The organism is Geopsychrobacter electrodiphilus DSM 16401, assembly GCF_000384395.1.
Taxonomy (GTDB): Bacteria; Desulfobacterota; Desulfuromonadia; order Desulfuromonadales; family Geopsychrobacteraceae; genus Geopsychrobacter; species Geopsychrobacter electrodiphilus.
Window position 1 is genome coordinate 3,176,959 of sequence record NZ_ARWE01000001.1, and the last position, 16,692, is coordinate 3,193,650.

Annotated in this window: 13 protein-coding genes and 1 tRNA gene; 8 read left to right on the forward strand and 6 right to left on the reverse strand. The window is 54.0% G+C overall.

The genetic code is table 11. From position 1 onward, the window contains the following. Positions 1-151: 151 nt before the first annotated feature. On the reverse strand, positions 152-1,447 hold the full coding sequence (locus D888_RS0115065; RefSeq protein WP_020677401.1) for a nickel-dependent lactate racemase family protein: 1,296 nt from the start codon (positions 1,445-1,447) through the stop codon (positions 152-154). Positions 1,448-1,554: 107 nt separating this feature from the next. On the opposite strand from D888_RS0115065, the gene D888_RS0115070 reads away from it, so the two are divergent. Beyond that, positions 1,555-2,619 carry a branched-chain amino acid aminotransferase gene (locus D888_RS0115070; protein WP_020677402.1) on the forward strand — a complete coding sequence of 355 codons (1,065 nt, stop codon included), beginning with the start codon at positions 1,555-1,557 and terminating at the stop codon, positions 2,617-2,619. A 209-nt stretch (positions 2,620-2,828) separates the two neighbouring features. Next, the gene (locus D888_RS0115075; protein WP_020677403.1) at positions 2,829-4,100 is read left to right on the forward strand and encodes an ammonium transporter; all 1,272 of its coding nucleotides are present in this window, start codon (positions 2,829-2,831) and stop codon (positions 4,098-4,100) included. 138 nt (positions 4,101-4,238) lie between these two features. Here the strand turns inward: D888_RS0115075 and D888_RS0115080 are convergent, their stop codons facing one another. The 4 genes from D888_RS0115080 to pcnB are packed head-to-tail and all read right to left on the reverse strand — an operon-like array spanning position 4,239 to position 8,173. Next, entirely contained in the window at positions 4,239-4,691 is a 453-nt protein-coding gene (locus D888_RS0115080; protein ID WP_020677404.1) for an NUDIX hydrolase, read from the reverse strand. Continuing rightward, the gene (locus tag D888_RS21910; RefSeq protein ID WP_020677405.1) at positions 4,688-5,974 is read right to left on the reverse strand and encodes a glycosyltransferase family protein; all 1,287 of its coding nucleotides are present in this window, start codon (positions 5,972-5,974) and stop codon (positions 4,688-4,690) included. The genes D888_RS0115080 and D888_RS21910 overlap by 4 nt, the downstream gene beginning before the upstream one ends. Then, positions 5,967-6,887: a tRNA (adenosine(37)-N6)-dimethylallyltransferase MiaA gene (miaA, locus tag D888_RS0115090; RefSeq protein WP_020677406.1), complete on the reverse strand. Its 921-nt coding sequence runs from the start codon at positions 6,885-6,887 to the stop codon at positions 5,967-5,969. The genes D888_RS21910 and miaA overlap by 8 nt, the downstream gene beginning before the upstream one ends. Before the next feature lie 5 nt (positions 6,888-6,892). Continuing rightward, positions 6,893-8,173 (reverse strand): polynucleotide adenylyltransferase PcnB, encoded by a 1,281-nt coding sequence (pcnB, locus tag D888_RS0115095; protein WP_245555017.1) that lies wholly within the window; start codon positions 8,171-8,173, stop codon positions 6,893-6,895. A gap of 549 nt (positions 8,174-8,722) precedes the next feature. Between pcnB and D888_RS0115100 the strand changes: the two genes are divergently transcribed. Together D888_RS0115100 and D888_RS23315 are read left to right on the forward strand one after the other, a co-directional pair. Beyond that, the gene (locus tag D888_RS0115100; RefSeq protein ID WP_020677408.1) at positions 8,723-9,211 is read left to right on the forward strand and encodes a chemotaxis protein CheD; all 489 of its coding nucleotides are present in this window, start codon (positions 8,723-8,725) and stop codon (positions 9,209-9,211) included. A gap of 259 nt (positions 9,212-9,470) precedes the next feature. Continuing rightward, positions 9,471-12,353: a PAS domain S-box protein gene (locus D888_RS23315; RefSeq protein WP_020677409.1), complete on the forward strand. Its 2,883-nt coding sequence runs from the start codon at positions 9,471-9,473 to the stop codon at positions 12,351-12,353. A gap of 109 nt (positions 12,354-12,462) precedes the next feature. Here D888_RS23315 and D888_RS0115110 read toward each other — a convergent pair. Continuing rightward, positions 12,463-12,538, reverse strand: a tRNA-Phe gene (locus D888_RS0115110). Between the two features lie 445 nt (positions 12,539-12,983). Here D888_RS0115110 and aroF point away from each other — a divergent pair. From aroF to D888_RS0115135, 4 genes are all read left to right on the forward strand, one after another. Then, positions 12,984-14,015, forward strand: coding sequence for a 3-deoxy-7-phosphoheptulonate synthase (gene aroF / locus D888_RS0115120; protein WP_020677411.1), 1,032 nt, complete (start codon positions 12,984-12,986; stop codon positions 14,013-14,015). A gap of 19 nt (positions 14,016-14,034) precedes the next feature. Then, entirely contained in the window at positions 14,035-14,313 is a 279-nt protein-coding gene (locus D888_RS0115125) for a hypothetical protein (RefSeq protein WP_020677412.1), read from the forward strand. 33 nt (positions 14,314-14,346) lie between these two features. After that, positions 14,347-15,438 carry a 3-phosphoserine/phosphohydroxythreonine transaminase gene (gene serC, locus D888_RS0115130; protein ID WP_020677413.1) on the forward strand — a complete coding sequence of 364 codons (1,092 nt, stop codon included), beginning with the start codon at positions 14,347-14,349 and terminating at the stop codon, positions 15,436-15,438. A gap of 121 nt (positions 15,439-15,559) precedes the next feature. Then, the gene (locus D888_RS0115135) at positions 15,560-16,606 is read left to right on the forward strand and encodes an AI-2E family transporter (protein WP_020677414.1); all 1,047 of its coding nucleotides are present in this window, start codon (positions 15,560-15,562) and stop codon (positions 16,604-16,606) included. The last annotated feature ends 86 nt before the right edge of the window (positions 16,607-16,692 follow it).

The following is a 16,692-nucleotide window of genomic DNA, read 5'->3' on the forward strand; positions in this document are numbered from 1 at the left end:
AAAAGAGTTCTTCGCACCCCGAAATTGTTTATGCTGCCATTATTCTACAGGTCAGGAGAGAATGTCCATCTGATGAGGCGGGGAATTTTTACTTCACCCATGCCCTCAAAGTCTTAGAGAAGTGCCAGCGCCCTGCCGACTCAGCGCCGATTTACGCAGGATCGGCAAATGTCTTCACTTTTACGAACTGATGCGGCAGCACCAGTCCACCATCGGGGATCACCAGGGTTTTGGGCATTGAAGACAGGTTCGCATGCGCCATGTCAATCGCCTGCTGAAGATCGCGCGCCTTCTCCATCCCCATTCGGGCGGTAATTTCCGCATCAAATTCACTGACCATGATCACGCGAAAACGCCGGGCCTTCGACAGCAGTGAGTGGGCGGTTTGTCCATTGATCTGATAGTTCTCACGCAGCGCCGCTTCAAACTGAGCCAGATCCTGATAATCGAACCAGGGATAAAAATGCTCATGCCCGAAGCCGTCGCGGCAGGCCGCGAGCAGGACGATCGTCCCTCCTTCGCGCACCGCCCGACAACCATAATCCAGCGCCTTTTGCGCCTGAATCAAGTTGATATCCTTCGGTTCACCGCCACTGGAAATAATGGCCAGATCGACCCTTTCGGTCCGAGGTTGATATAGATCCTGCACCTGCTCACAAGCCGCCAGATGCGCTGCCTCAAGTTCACCGGCATAGACGCCGAGAATCTCCTTTTGCGGAGAGAGGACCGTATTAATCAACAGATCACAGCGCACCATGCGTGCCGCTTCAAGCAGATTATGATGCACCGGATTATCGTCCAGAACCCCGGCGGTCGCCTGCGGATGTTTGCCCGTTTGCGGCGCCTTATTAAACACCGAAAAATGACTCGCCATGCAGGTTTTACGTGCCGCCACGCCCGGAACCAAGCCTTTGCGTCCACCGCCAAACCCGGCAAAGTAATGAAACCCGACGGTGCCGGTGACAATCACCCGATCCGTCTCGACCACACGTCGATTGACAGCGACCGGAATTCCGGCGCTGGTTTCACCCAGTTCAACTAACTGCGCGGGGTCATCGCAGGCATGATCAAAAACCTTGATCCGTCCGAAGAGCGGGCCAAGAATTTTACGGTGTTCAGCCTCGGTCTGTGGACGATGGATCCCCAGGGCGATCAGAATGCTGATATCGGTATCTGCGATCCCGCAAGCATTCAACCTTTCGACCAGAATCGGCAGATAGATCTCGCTCCCGGTATAGCGCGTGATGTCGCTCGTGACAATAACAACCCGCTCCCCCGCCGAAAAGATCTGTTCAAAGGGAGCAACCGCGAGGGGGCGATCGAGAGCCCGATGAACCTGCAATGCAGGATTTTCAGCCGGAGGGGGAATACACGGCTGTAACAGCTGCGCATCAAACGGAATTTCGCCCTGCAATTTCCGGTTGCCATATTTCAGCTCTATGTGCATAAAACTCCCTTATAACCTGACTTTAGCGCTGTTCCCTACCTTGCGGTTGTCGCATTATTTATGTTAAGAACAACAATCCTATATCTGCTTCCACAGGAGGGCCAGAAATGAAGCTCGAAATCCTTCCAGTTCCATCCCCTAAAGAGAAGATCAGCGATGAATCGCAGCTGGTCTTCGGTAAAAAGTTTACTGACCGCATGTTCATCATGGAGTTCGACCGAGCGAAAGGCTGGCATTCGGCACGGATCCAACCCTACGGTCCTCTCGCCCTCGATCCGGCGGCCACGGTCCTGCACTATTCGCAGGAAATTTTCGAAGGGCTCAAGGCCTTCCGCCGTCCCGACGGATCAATCGCCCTCTTTCGCCCCAAGGATAATATTGCACGCTTCAATCGCAGCGCCAAAAGAATGTGCATGCCTGAGGTCGATGAAGAGTTCTTTCTCCAGTCCTTGCTGGAGCTGATCCGACTCGAATCTGACTGGGTTCCCAGAAGTGAAGGGACGAGCCTCTATATCCGCCCAACCATGATCTCCAGCGAGGCCTTCCTCGGCGTGCGCCCGGCGGATCAATATCTCTGTTATATCATTCTTTCGCCGGTCGGTGCCTATTACAAAGGCGGCGTTGCTCCTGTCAAGATCTGGATTTCAGATAACTATGTCCGTGCCGCCCACGGTGGCACCGGCGAAGCCAAGACCGGTGGCAACTACGCTGCCAGCCTGATGGCGGCCAAAGAAGCGGCCGAAAAAGGTTATGATCAGGTGTTGTGGCTGGATGCGCGTGAAAAAAAATATGTCGAAGAGGTCGGCAGCATGAACATGGTGTTCTTCTACGATGGCAAGATCGTCACCTCACCGCTGGCCGGGACGGTCCTCGATGGCATCACCCGCCGCTCGGTCCTGAAGCTGCTCAAGGACATGGGCTACCAGATTGAAGAACGCGCGTTATCGGTTGACGAGGTGATGCAGGGTGCCGCCAGCGGCAAACTTAAAGAGGCCTTCGGCACCGGCACGGCCGTGGTCATCTCTCCGGTCGGTTCATTCTGTTACAAGGAGAACTGCGTTCAACTTGGTGACGGAAAACCGGGGGAACTGACCATGAAACTGTACAAAAATTTAACCGATATCCAGTATGGTCGCCAACCTGACCGCTACGACTGGATTGTCGATATCTGATCTTTTATCGCACATAAGTATCATCAACTCCCGCAGCCGCAAGGCTGTGGGAGTTTTTTGCTCTAAAGACGTCCACTCCTGCCTGTTTTTTAAACAGAATCATTCACTAATATCCGTAACATACCGATTTTATATATTTTTTTTTCTGGCACGCCGGTTGCTAAATCCAAAGGAGGCACTGAAGCCTATGTTTTCCCGGAGGATCGAAGATGACCCGACTGCGCACATGTTTTTTAACCCCGCTCATTTTGACCCTGTTAGCCAACCCGGCCCTGGCTGCCGACCACCTGGATAGCGGCGATACCGCCTGGATGCTGATCTCATCGGCGCTGGTGCTGGTAATGCTCCCCGGACTGGCCCTCTTTTACGGCGGCATGGTCCGGTCAAAGAACGTGCTGTCGACCAGCATGCACACCTTTGTGGCCATGGCGATTATCGGGGTGCAATGGATCGCCTTCGGCTACAGCCTGGCCTTCGGCGGGTCTGGTCCCCTGATTGGTGGCTTCGATCATATTTTCCTCAACGGGATCACCCCTGAAAGTCTCAGCGGCACCATCCCGACCTATATTTTCGTCATGTTTCAGGGAATGTTCGCCATCATCACGCCAGCTCTGATCTCGGGCGCGGTGGCTGAACGGATGAAGTTTTCAACCTACTGCGTCTTTATCCTGCTCTGGTCAACCCTGGTTTATGATCCCCTCTGCCATTGGGTCTGGGGCAGCGGCGGTTGGTTGGCGGCGGCCGGCGCCCTCGATTTTGCCGGCGGCACGGTTGTCCATCTCTCCTCAGGGATTACCGCCCTGGTGCTGGCGTTCTTTCTGGGCAAACGGATTGGTTATCCGCAAGAGCGCATGACCCCGCACAACCTGCCGATGACCCTGCTGGGGGCAGGCCTGCTCTGGTTCGGCTGGTTCGGCTTCAATGCCGGCAGCGCCCTGACCTCAGGCGGCAGCGCCGCGCTCGCCTTCACCACCACTCAAACCGCCGCAGCGGCCGGGGCACTGTCCTGGATCTTGATCGAATGGTTTCACGCCGGAAAACCGAGTGCCCTAGGTGCAGCATCGGGAATCATTGCCGGGCTGGTGGTCATCACCCCGGCCGCCGGCTTCGTTTCCCCGGGCTGGGCGCTGCTGATGGGTCTATCCGCAGGTCTGGTCTGCTACGGCGGCGTGATGCTGAAACACCGCCTGGGGTATGACGACTCTCTCGACGCCTTCGGTGTACATGGCATGGGGGGAGCCTGGGGTGCCATCGCCACCGGTATATTCGCCAGCGTCGGCGCCACCGGTCTGATCGGCGGGAATTTTCATCAACTGTGGGTTCAGTTGATCAGTGTGGCCGCCACCATCGCTTACGCCGTGAGCGTTACCCTGATCCTGGTCTTTATCCTCAAGAAAACCATGGGTCTGCGTGTCGAAAAAGATGATGAGCGCATGGGTCTTGACCAGACGGCCCACTCCGAAACCGGCTACAATTACTGAGTTGCTCCTGAAGAAGCCTGGTGCTGAACCAGGAGTACCGCGATCCGTCATAAAAAGGGAGCTGGCCAATTCGGCAGCTCCCTTTTTTCAGCTAGAAACTCGGATGGGTGCCATGACTGTTTCTGGTTTGGAAACCAGCTAGATTCGGTGCTCCTGCACATATTCAAATGGTGACATGCTGTAGCTGTAATAACCGACCCCCTGCTGCGGGGCGAGCAACTTCTGCAGACGATTCCGGTTCACCGAGTGCTCCGGCATATCGAGCGCCAGCTCTTGATCAAACCAACCAACTTCAAGGCTCTCCTCACTCGTAGTCGCTTCACCGCCAGCCAGGCGAGCCGCCAACCCGAAGATGATTGATGAGGGCTCGGGTGACAGCTTGCTGAAGATGGCAATCAAGCGGACAACCTCCACCTCGTAGCCCGACTCTTCGAGAACTTCGCGACTGGCTGCGGCGAACAGATCTTCCCCCTGCTCAACATGCCCTTGGGGCAGTTCCCAGCCACGATGGGGATGTTTGATCAGCAGAAGCCGACCCTCCTCATCACGCACCACGACACTGACAATGACCGTATGGAGGGGACGATTCATCCTGTTTTCTCCCTTGGCTCCTGAGCAGGGACGCCCTGCTGCTGTTCGAGAAATTGCAACTGATCTACCCCTTTATATAAACCGGGATAGCCGCCTGCCGCCAGCAGTTCCGCAACCAGGCCTTCAGGTGGCAAAGGCGGTGACGCGGTTTCAAGGCGCATCAACAACTGGCGCGTACGCAGGCCATCAAACCAATGATGAAAGGCCGTCAACAGCGACCCCCGTCCGGCATTCTGCTGTAACCTGTCCCAGGCCGCAGCGAAACCGGTTTCGTCAAGATACTGCCGTAACAGCGGAGAGAGCTGTTCGGCACATGCAAGAAGCCTGTCCGCCTGCGCAGCTGGTTGACTCTGAATCAAAGACAACCAGCCATTCAACACGGCAAACCCGGCGTGGGACACGAACTGATAAAGCTGTCGCCCCTCTTCAACCTCGGCCGAAAGCGCCTGTCCGGTCCCGAAGGGGACTCGCGCCGAATAGCGTGCCGCGGGTTTGACCAGGGTCCCGCAGAGCGCGGAAACCCCACCTGTCTTCACCAGCTGCTGCAGGAAATAAAAATCCTCTCCTGCGAGCCGCCGCTTCATCCCGCCAGCCGCCACATAAGCCTGGGCACGACAGGCCAGCGCGCTGCCGAGGGCGATAAAAGCATAGGGGGAGCCGGCCAACTGCAAGCCGAACTGATAACTGCGCAGGTAGAGTTCATAACGCCGCATTGCTGCTTCCTGCGCCGGTGTATCCGCAGTTTGATGACGGAACGGCAGATAGGTGCCCGCGCTGGAATTGCGGCGAAAGTGAGCAAAGATTGCGGGGAGATAGCTGGCATCCACCAGGGTGTCGGCATCCAGAGCGATCACGAGCGGGCTGGCTGTCCAATCCAGGTGCGAGAGGGCCAGATCACAACCGATCTTGCGCGCCAGCCCGACCCCGTCTTTGTCGGGCAGCTCACGTCCACTGCTGCAGGCGTCGACCCATGCAAGGTTCAGCCCCGGACAGGGTTGCGTTTTCAGCCAGGCGAGGGTTTTCCGGTTATCGACTTTGTGAGTGGCGCTGGCAGATGCTCGATGATTGACCACCACCACAATCAGGGTTTCCGCCAACGCCGAGAGAGGATTTCGCCCCAGCGCTGCAAGCGTCTCAGGCAGGGTTTCAAATTCGGCCAGGGCGGGGATGACAACAACCGCGGTGAAATCGGTACGCAAACAAGGTTCAATTTTCCAGGGGGAGGTCAGAGCGCGCGTGCGAAGGTATTTTGCGAGCTGCAGATTGAGCAATTGCTCAGACATTTGGTAAATCCTGCAGAACCTGGCAAAGGTCGGCAAATGGCTCACCTTGCCCATCAAGCCAATGGATTTTCATCCCCTGTTTCTCCATGCGCCGAAAAAAGGTCTCCTGGCGCTTGGCAAACTGGCCGATAGCGCTGCGCAGCTGTTGAACCATATCGTTCCGGTTAAGATGCCCCTGCAGATGCTGCGCAATAAGACGATATTCCAATCCGTAGAATTCAAGCTTTGCCCAGGGGACCCCCCCTTCATGTAGTTCCGCAACCTCAGCGATCATCCCCTGTTCAAAGCGCTGCTGCAAACGCAGGGCAATCCGCTGGCGCAGAACCTCGTGCGGCCAGCGCAGACCAAAAATGCAGGGATGGAGCGGGGGGAAAGGTGGAAGGTCTACGGAGTTCTGTTCGCCGACGGCGATCTCAATCGCCCGTAACAGCCGCTGACGATCGTCAAGATCGGTGCGATTGTGGAGTTGCGGCTTTAACTGCATCAGGCGCAGACGCAGCTGATGATCGGAAAGGGGTTCAAGCTCGGCGCGCAGCGCGCGATTTTCGGGGACTTCAATCAAGCGATAGCCGCGCAGCACCGCGTCGAGATACATCCCGGTCCCGCCACAGAGCAACGGGAGTTTTTCGCGCTGATGAATCGCTGCGATCGCAGCGAGGCAGTCGCGCTGAAAGTTGAAAACATTGTATTCCGCACCCGGTTCGACGATGTCGATCAGATGGCAGGGGATCTCGCCATATTCGGCGAGATCCTTACCGGTCCCCAGATCCATCCCGCGATAAACCTGACGGGAATCGGCGGAGATAATCTCGGCATCCAGCTGCCGAGCCGCCCGCACGGCAAGGGTCGTCTTCCCGCCTGCGGTTGCGCCCAGAATAACCAGCAGATTGATGGGTTTCTGACTGCCGAACATTCTAACTAGCCCGGGACCGGAGCTTTGCGGCGCGGCCGACGACGTCTGCGCTTTGGCCGATGTTTCTCGTCCGAATCAGGCTTCACCTCGGGATCAAGGGAGACCTGCCAGCTGGCGTAGGTATCGTTCAGGCTGTGGTCGATCTGACACCAGAGCGCAAACAATTCTAAAATTTTGGGGGTGAAGGGGTGGCGCAAAAAGCGGGCGTCCCCTTTCATGCCGCGTCCGCGCGCCAGGCGGAAACAACCGATCAGCAGATCACGCGCCTCACAACGGATCCCCTGGGCAATGCTGTAGTGAATGCAGTGAGGCCGCAACAGCTCATCGGCGACGGCAACCGCATCATTCAGATGCAGACTGCGCTCCGTCGGACAGCGCTCGAAAAAAGCCGCCAGGGTCAGGCCCGCAAGGACAATGCTTTCGCGAATCGGTGTCCCTTCAGCGGTGCGTTGATCGATAAGCTTTAACAGTTCGATGGTCTGCGGCACAAAGGGGATAGTCCCGAACAATTGATCCAGCAGACCGAAACGCTGCGCCAGTTCACAGAACTGACCCGCGACCTGATGGCGGAACAGCTCCATAATCTCTTCACGCAGGCGCGCACTTGAGGCGGTTGAGAGCAACTGACGGCGCTGATCAATCGCAGCGATAATCTCATCATCAATAGTAAAATCTAGCCGCGCCGCAAACTCCAGCGCCCGCAACATCCGCACCGGATCCTCTTCAAAGCGAACCAGCGGGTCGCCGATCATGCGCAGTCGCCGCTCCTCAAGATCCTTCAGCCCGCCGACATGGTCAATGACCGAAAAGTCATCGATATTGTAAAATAGTGCGTTGATCGTGAAATCCCGACGAAAGGCATCTTCGCGTGGGGTACCAAAAACATTCTGCACAAAATGAAAATGATCATCTCCGTCTTCGGGGAGCTCATCAGCTGACGGATTCCTTCTGAAAGATGCGACCTCAACCAGGAGGTTCCCACGAAAGCGGATATGTGCCAGACGAAAGCGCCGTCCGACCAGAAAGCAGTTACGAAAGAGCGACTTGACCTCTTCGGGGGACGCATCAGTACCGACATCAAAATCTTTCGGGGTTCTCCCCAGCAGCAGATCGCGCACACTTCCTCCGACCAGATAGGCAAGATGCCCCTGGCGATTGAGTCGGTAAAGCACTTTCAATGCATGCTCATCGACATGCTGACGTGAGATACAGTGTGCGGCACGCGGTAGAATTACAGGTGAGACTGAGCATACGGACATGTCGGGTTCAGGATTTGATTTGATCATCGTCAGCTTTCTGCATAGGAATTTTCTGGTGCAAACTATAGCAGAAAGCCTCTGATCTCCCTATCAAATCTTGTTCAGGATGTTAATCCAACTCTGGGCCATTGCAGAGAATCCTATCTGCGGGCTGCGGTTACTTAACTCCTTGCCAGGGGTACACCTGGATACTTTGAATCGACCCGCAAATTCCGTCTGCCATCTTTTGCGAATACAGGGTCCAGCCTTAAGAGAAAAACGACAGGGAAATCATTTCGAAGATGAATCCAGAATTATCAAAATGTAAGCATACCGGTCTTCAGTTTATCTTGCTCATATAGCGGGTTTCGTTATAATTAACGTTTAGTTCATGAGTAAAAACTATTCTTTCTTGGTAACAGTCTCAAAAATATTTTGGGTGCCAAATCCTGATGCGGGGAAACGATAATGACCGGGTTCAACTTCGCCACTAAATTCAAGCGCCCGACACTATAAAATAAACAAGCAACAGGAATGACAGTTTATTGACCCGAGGCTGAACCACCCCTGTTCAGCCTGCTGATGGAGAATGAGACGATGAGTCAGATCATTATCGGCGTGGGAGAATATGGCGTCTCAAACCGCCCCGGCGACGAGATCAAAACCTTTGCCCTCGGCTCCTGTGTTGCGGTGATCTTTCTCGACCCCAGGACCGGTACCCTGGGTATGTTGCATGTCGCCTTGCCGGAATCAGAAATCAACAAAACCAAATCCCTTGATAAACCGGGCTATTTTGCGGACACCGGAATTCCTGCCCTGCTCGCGGAGATGGCCAGGCTCGGGTGCAGCCCTCAAGGCCAGGGAATGGTGGTCAAGCTGTGCGGTGGAGCGAATATTATGGACACCAATGAAATCTTCCAGATCGGGAAGTGCAACGCGCTGTCGATCAAGAAACTTTTATGGATATATGAGATGGATGTGGTGGCGGAAGATCTGGGGGGAACCTTCAGCCGTTCGGTATCTGTTTCGGTGGAGACCGGAGAGATCATTCTCAGCTCGCCCGGTCGTCCCGACTGGAAGCTTTGAAGAGGCACCAAATGAAAAAACAACCCCGCCGCAAGCAGCGGAGTATCAACAGCCTTCACCCTTTACTCTAAATACGCGGCAAGCTGCAGGGAATTAGTCCCATCTACGATTAAACCTCTAGCTACGCCATAAAACTACGTGAAGTTGAGGTATACTTTACGTCCTCTAATATTGCAATATTCTCATGCAAATTAAGAGAGCAGGTGGATCGATCTTTTATAGGAATACACTTTTGACCCCGATAAAAAGAGGAAATCTCATGCGGATGGCGTTGCAGATTCTTTTTATTAGCTTGTTTTTTTGCCTGTTTCCTTTGGGGTTTGCTTGCGGTCAAGAACAAGGGATACTCCTGTCGGCGGAAGAACAGACGTACCTTCAAACTCACGATACAATTGTCTTTATCAGTCAAACCGACTATCCGCCGTTTGAGTTTCGTAATATTGACGGGGTGTCCGATGGTATGACCCTCGAACTGATCCGCTGGCTTGCTACCGAGATTGGTTTTCACTGCAGGTTCAAGAATGCTTCCTTCCTTGAGGCCCAGCAGGCTGTTTTATCTGGCGAAGCTGATGTCTTGACCAGTTTTTTTTACAGTGAAAAACGGGATCAATTATTCGATTTCACCCAACCCCTCTTTGAGGTTCCCGCCTCGATTTTTGTGCTTGCCGATAGACCCGATATCGTTCACCTGCGGGATCTGTCAGGAAAACGTGTTGCTATCCAGCAAGGGGATTACGCAAAGGATTTTCTCGATGCTAAGGGAATTAACTTTACGATGGTCTCGACCAGGGATTTTGCTGAGGCTACCGATACGGTTATTAAGAGGACTTCCGATGCGATCATCGGTGATGAGCAGATTGTTCTCTATTTTCTTTACAGCCATGGCCTGATCGACAAGGTCAAAAAGGTGGGCGAACCCCTCTACACCGGTATTGACTGTATGGGTCTCAAGGATGGCAACCGGGTTTTGCGGTCCATTCTAAATAAAGGGATTTCCCACGCCCGCAAAAGCGGGGTTCTCGACAGCCTGACCCGCAAATGGCTCGGCACAAAGTATCCTTCCCGAACTGATTACTGGGCCAAGTTCTGGCCTTACCTGGCAGCTGTTTTAGGTTTGATTTTGCTCGTTGTCGCCTGGAATATTCGCTTGCGCCGGGCGGTAGAACTAAAAACCAGACATCTGCGTGAAAGTGAGCAGAAGTTCAAAACGATTTTCGACCAGTCTTATCAATTCATCGGGCTGATGAGCCCGGATGGCACCCTGCTCGATGTCAACCAGACGGCGATAAAATTTACCGGCCAAGAAAAAGAGAGCCTGCTTAATCGTCCCTTCTGGGAAACCGCCTGGTGGCAGCATTCCGCCGAATCCAGAAGTCAAATCCGCGACGCAACAATGCGTGCCGCTAAAGGGGAGATTGTCCAGCTTGAAGCGACTGTTTGTTCTGGGTCCGGAGAAATCCATACTTTTGATACCTCGATTACCCCGCTTTTTAACGCCAAGGGGAAGGTGACACTGCTGATTCCGGAAGGACGGGATATCACCGAACGCAAGCAGGCGGAAGCCAACCTGTCTCAACAAAAATCCTTGTTTGAAGCAATCTTCACCTGTATTCCGGATGCCATAGTCTACACCAATATTGAACGTGAACTGATCGGGATCAATCCGGCGTTTTCGTCAATATTCGGATTCTCTATGGATGATCTGGCGGGGAAGAAAACATCCTTCTTATATGAAAATCTGGAAGAATATGAGAATCAGGGCAGGATCCGATTTAATTTGACGGCAATCGAACGCACCCTGCCTTATGAGGTCCGTTATCGCAGGAAGGATGGTTCAATATTCCCGGGAGAGACCTTGGGGACAACAATAAGGGACGCTAGCGACACAACAATGGGATACATCGGGGTCATTCGTGACATCGCCGACCGCAAACTTGCAGAAGAAGAAAAACGGACACTCGAACAGAACCTCCAGCAGACCCAGAAACTTGAAAGCCTCGGCGTACTCTCCGGCGGCATCGCCCACGATTTCAACAATATCCTTGCCGTAATCATAGGTTATTGCGGTCTGATAAAGTTGAAATATGAGTCGGCAGAGAAGAACATCCCTGAAATTGAAAAAGCCGCTAAGCGAGCTGCCGGACTCTGTCGCCAGATGCTGGCCTACGCGGGAAAAGTACAACTCACCAAGACCAAAATCAATATGGTGACGAAGGCGGCCGATATAGTCGGCATGTTAAAATCTACCCTCCCCCATAATGCCGTCATTAAAACCGATTTTTCAGCCAAAATCCCCCTTATAGAAGGTGATGCCAGCCAACTCAGGCAGGTCGTCATGAACCTGATTATCAATGCGTCAGAGGCTATCGGCACAGAACAGGGCGAGGTCAGGGTGTCGCTCACCAGGATTAAGGTTGGATCTGGTAAAACCTGCGTGGATTACCACAGCAAAGCTATCCCCCCTGGCGAATACGTCTGCCTGGACGTCACAGACAACGGCTGCGGCATGGATGAAGTAACCAAATGGAGAATCTTCGAGCCGTTCTACACAACCAAATTCACCGGCAGAGGTTTGGGAATGTCAGCGGTACTCGGCATCGTCAAATCACATGCTGGAGCTGTGCAGCTCTTCAGTCAGCCTGGTCAGGGGACAACCTTCAAAGTGTATCTTCCCGCCCTGACAAGTGAAACTGTCGGAGATGAAGATCAAACGATATCCACCCCTTCAGCCCTATGGCAGGGAAGCGGCACAATACTGCTGGCAGAAGATGAAAAGCAGGTCCGACTTATTGCGAAATCATTGCTCGAAATGTTTGGATTCTCTATTCTGGAAGCCGCGAATGGAAAAGAAGCATTGGAGATCTACCTGAAAAACGCCGCAGCGATCACCCTCGTATTAACCGACATGGGTATGCCGGTAATGGATGGTTATCAGTTGTTCCATGAGCTGAAAAAACTCAACCCGGAACTCCCTATCATCATCTCCAGCGGTTACGGTGATACCGAAGTCAATTCACGCATAGGGCTTGACAATATAGCCGGGATAATCAGCAAACCGTATAATATGGATCAGTTACGGGAGGTTTTGAAGACGGTTTTGGATGATGCGAAATTACCTCAGAAGGGCACAAATGGCATTTAAGGATGTGGGAGAGGATGGAGACTTGGGAATGACTGCGATGAGCTACCCATTGTGTTACCCAATAATAAAAAAGAGGTCACAGCAAAAGCTGCAACCCCTTGATTTTTCATGGTGCCCAGGGACGGAATCGAACCGCCGACACGAGGATTTTCAGTCCTCTGCTCTACCGACTGAGCTACCTGGGCGAAATGAGCCCCGTTTATATCCAAAGGGGCTGAGACTGTCAAGCAATATTTGCTGACACCTGCAACCGGTGATGGCGAATCGATGACCCTCGGACGGTAGCGAAGCGGTTATTTTCTCTTGATTTTTGCATGAGGCAAGGCATAGTATCAACGTTCATAGACTTTATCGAGGATCCATCACATGACTTATGTCTTTAACAGCGCATTTTCTTTTTACTGGTATTTCGGCTTTAGCGGGCCGTCTGCCGGGAATAAGAATCTGTAGCGGGCATGAGCTAGCGGATTCAGACCATGGCAGAACGGCACAAAGGTTCTCCCATGGTCTTTTCTTTTTTAATCTGTTGAAAAGTAGAGGCCGCCGGCAGAACCGGACGGCCTTTTGCCTTTTCATCAGCTGTGGACAGGGCCATTGACCAGTTCTGTCCATAAAAAGGAGCCCTCCAGTATGATTATTGTTATGAAAAAAGGTGCCGACGCAAAGCATTTGGCCGATGTCGAAAAACGGATTCTTGAACTGGGTTATCAGCCCCACGTCATTCATGGCGAGACCCGCAACGTGGTCGGCGCCGTTGGCGACGAAGAGGGGAAAGACAAACTTCAAACACTTGAGCTGCTGCCGGGGGTTGAGCGCGTCGTGCCAATCATGAAACCGTACAAGTTGGCCAGCCGGGAAATTCAGGCCCTGTCGAGTGAGGTTGAAATCGCACCGGGGATCGTCATCGGCGGCAACGAGTTCATGGCGATAGCCGGTCCCTGTTCCGTTGAGGGACGCGAGCAGATCTGTTCGACGGCCCAACAGGTCAAGGCAAGCGGCGCTCGTCTGTTGCGCGGCGGAGCGTTCAAACCACGCACCAGCCCCTACAGCTTTCAGGGGATGGAGGAGGAAGGGCTTAAATTACTGGCCGAAGCGCGCGAGTTAACGGGTCTGCCCATCGTCACCGAAGTCGTCAACCCTCGTGATGTGGAACTGGTTGCCCGCTACGCCGACGTGATGCAGGTCGGAGCACGAAACATCCAGAACTTCGCGCTTTTGAAAATGCTCGGTCAGCTCGACAAACCGATCCTTTTGAAGCGTGGTATGGCGACTACGGTGCAGGAGTTTTTGATGAGCGCCGAATATATTTTATCCGAAGGGAACCGCAAGGTTATCCTCTGTGAACGCGGCATCCGCACCTTTGAAACGGCTACGCGTAACACCCTGGACATCTCCGCGGTGCCGGTATTGAAAAGCCTGACGCACCTGCCGGTATTGATCGATCCATCGCACGCCACCGGACATGCGCACCTGGTGGCGCCAATGTGTTATGCCGCTGCGGCCGCAGGTGCTGATGGAATCATTGTCGAGGTCCATCCATGCCCCGAAGAAGCCGCCAGTGATGGCCCGCAATCACTCCGCCCTGAAGATTTCAGCGCGATGATGAAGAGACTCAGACGTTTCGTTGAGGCCGCCGAGCGCAGCATGGCGAGCGGAAATTGAAGCAACAGAAAGAAGACTCATGTTCCTGATACCGCTTAATCAACTTGAAAGTGTCGAACTGGTCATTCATAGTCTGAAGATCGCTTCCGGTGAAGCTGACTGTTCAACCTGCCCGGTACACAAGGTCTGCATGAAACAATGTCTGACGATTGCCGGGGCCATTGAACAGATGCTCTTCACCGAGACACTGCCGCAACTCGATCGTCCCCAGGCGACCGAACTGAGCAGTTCACCCCCTGATGAGGATCCGAAAGATGAGCCACCCAAGGGGCGAGCTCGCTTATCGGTGGTGAAATAAATCTTTACTTGATGACCAAGGATACAACACGCCATGACACAACAGGTCTATAACTTTGGTGCCGGGCCGGCAATGTTGCCGCTGGAAGTGATGCAGCAGATTCGCGAAGAATGGCTCGACTATCGGGGGATGGGGGTTTCGGTCATCGAAATCAGCCATCGCTGTGAACAATTCGATGAAATCATCACCAGCACCCAAAAACTGTTCCGTGAACTGACCGGCCTGCCCGACAACTATCGCATTCTGTTTATGCATGGTGGCGCGCGCATGCAGTTCGCTGCAGTACCGATGAACCTGGCGGGACGGGTCACTTCGCGTAAGGCCCTCTATTGTGAAACCGGCAACTTTGCCAAGATCGCGGCCAAAGATGCGGCCCCCTTCGCGGCAGTCAAAACCATCATCAGTGGTGCCGACTCTGGTTACACCTCCATCCCGGCTCTCTCGTCCGAGTTGATTGAACAGGATGCAGCCTACCTGCACCTGACCAGCAACAATACGCTCTACGGCACGCGCTGGAACAACTTTCCCGATGGCGGAGACGTCCCGCTGATTGCCGATATGACCAGTGAACTCTTGTCGCGGCAGATCGACTTTTCGAAATTCGGCCTGGTCTTCGCCGGACTCCAGAAGAACCTCGGTCCTTCGGGGATGGCGATGGTCATCGTGCGCGATGATCTGCTTGAGCATGCAGGACCGCAGGTGCCCATACTGATGAATTACCAGCAATGCGCCAGGGACAACTCCCTGACCAACACCACCAATACCTTTGCCATCTATGCCATCCGTCTGGTTCTGGAATGGCAAAAAAAGCAGGGGGGGATTGCCGCCATCGAGCAACGCAACCTGCGAAAATCGGCACTCCTTTATGCCCTGCTGGATGAGTCCGATTTTTATACCGGCGTCGCCCACCCCGATCATCGCTCGACGATGAATGTCACCTTCCGTCTGCCGACCGAAGCGCTTGAAGACAGATTCGTTGCACAAGCGGAGGCTGATGGTCTCTATGCTCTGGCCGGACATCGCAGCGTAGGGGGCATTCGGGCCTCAATCTACAATCCGATGCCGGAAGCCGGAGTGCAGAAATTGGTCGATTTCATGCGTAATTTTATGCGCACGCAGGGCTGATCTGTCAGCTCGATCACCAGTCGACTCGCTCAGCTCCCGAGCTGCGTTGGGGACGAGGTTGTAGATTACGCAGCTTGAACCAGGTCCCCCCATAAACAGCCTTCTTACTCTAGAGAGTGCAATGACGACTACTGGTACCCACAACCGCGGACTGCTACTGACTCTGGCATCTTTTATCATCGTCGTTGCCGGAATGCGCGCGGCACAAAGCCTGCTGGTCCCCTTTCTGCTCGCCATTTTTATCGCCATCATCTGTGCCGGACCGATGCATTGGCTGCAGCGACACCGGGTTCCGTCAGGACTGGCCGTTTTCCTGGTCATTCTGACGGTGGTCGGGTGCAGCCTGACAGTTCTCATTCTGGTCGGTTCCTCGGTCAACGACTTCACCCAGTCCTTACCCGAGTACCAGCAGAGCCTGCGTTCTCAGGCGCTGGCCCTGGTCACCTGGCTTCAGGGACTGGGGATTAAAATCTCGACCAGTCTGATTACCGATTACTTCGATCCGGGGAAGGCGCTGGAGATCGCCGGGAATATGCTGGCGCGTACCAGCGGCGTGTTAGCCAACACCTTCATGATTTTATTGACGGTGATATTCATTCTGCTCGAAGCTGCAGGCATGCCGGCAAAACTGCGAGCCGGGCTCGATAACGCCGAAACCTCGCTGCAATCCTTTGAACGCTTCAATACCGGGGTTCAACAATATCTGGCGATCAAGACCCTGATCTCCTTTGCCACCGGGATAATCATCAGTCTCTGGCTGATGTTTCTCGGGCTCGACTACCCGCTCCTCTGGGGGCTGGTCGCTTTTCTGCTCAATTATGTGCCGAATATCGGTTCGATCATAGCGGCAGTTCCGGCGGTATTGCTGGCCGTGGTTCAACTCGGGCCTGGCTCCAGTCTGATGGTTGCCGCCGGCTATCTGGGGGTCAATCTGGTGCTGGGGAGTGCCCTCGAACCAAAACTGATGGGTCGAAAACTCGGAATTTCAACGCTGGTGGTCTTTCTCTCTTTGGTCTTCTGGGGATGGGTTCTCGGCCCGGTCGGCATGCTCTTGTCGGTACCCCTGACGATGATCGTCAAGATTGCGCTTGAAGTGAAACCCGAAACACGCTGGCTGGCACTGCTGCTCGGTTCGGAAATCCCACAAGACGTGACTGAAAAAGGCTGACGCCCCCCTTTTCTTTCGCCGAATCTGCGGCATACTTGGGAACAGTTGATACATTCGTCGAACTCGATGCCTGACGAACAGGTTCG

Excerpts from the sequence above, each read along its gene's own strand:
- D888_RS0115065 (WP_020677401.1), bottom strand. The coding sequence starts at position 1,447 with ATGCACATAGAGCTGAAATATGGCAACCGGAAATTGCAGGGCGAAATT.
- pcnB (WP_245555017.1), bottom strand. The coding sequence starts at position 8,173 with ATGATCAAATCAAATCCTGAACCCGACATGTCCGTATGCTCAGTCTCA.
- D888_RS0115125 (WP_020677412.1), top strand. The coding sequence starts at position 14,035 with ATGTTCCTGATACCGCTTAATCAACTTGAAAGTGTCGAACTGGTCATT.
- aroF (WP_020677411.1), top strand. The coding sequence starts at position 12,984 with ATGATTATTGTTATGAAAAAAGGTGCCGACGCAAAGCATTTGGCCGAT.
- D888_RS0115075 (WP_020677403.1), top strand. The coding sequence starts at position 2,829 with ATGACCCGACTGCGCACATGTTTTTTAACCCCGCTCATTTTGACCCTG.
- serC (WP_020677413.1), top strand. The coding sequence starts at position 14,347 with ATGACACAACAGGTCTATAACTTTGGTGCCGGGCCGGCAATGTTGCCG.
- D888_RS0115100 (WP_020677408.1), top strand. The coding sequence starts at position 8,723 with ATGAGTCAGATCATTATCGGCGTGGGAGAATATGGCGTCTCAAACCGC.
- miaA (WP_020677406.1), bottom strand. The coding sequence starts at position 6,887 with ATGTTCGGCAGTCAGAAACCCATCAATCTGCTGGTTATTCTGGGCGCA.
- D888_RS0115080 (WP_020677404.1), bottom strand. The coding sequence starts at position 4,691 with ATGAATCGTCCCCTCCATACGGTCATTGTCAGTGTCGTGGTGCGTGAT.
- D888_RS21910 (WP_020677405.1), bottom strand. The coding sequence starts at position 5,974 with ATGTCTGAGCAATTGCTCAATCTGCAGCTCGCAAAATACCTTCGCACG.
- D888_RS0115070 (WP_020677402.1), top strand. The coding sequence starts at position 1,555 with ATGAAGCTCGAAATCCTTCCAGTTCCATCCCCTAAAGAGAAGATCAGC.
- D888_RS23315 (WP_020677409.1), top strand. The coding sequence starts at position 9,471 with ATGCGGATGGCGTTGCAGATTCTTTTTATTAGCTTGTTTTTTTGCCTG.
- D888_RS0115135 (WP_020677414.1), top strand. The coding sequence starts at position 15,560 with ATGACGACTACTGGTACCCACAACCGCGGACTGCTACTGACTCTGGCA.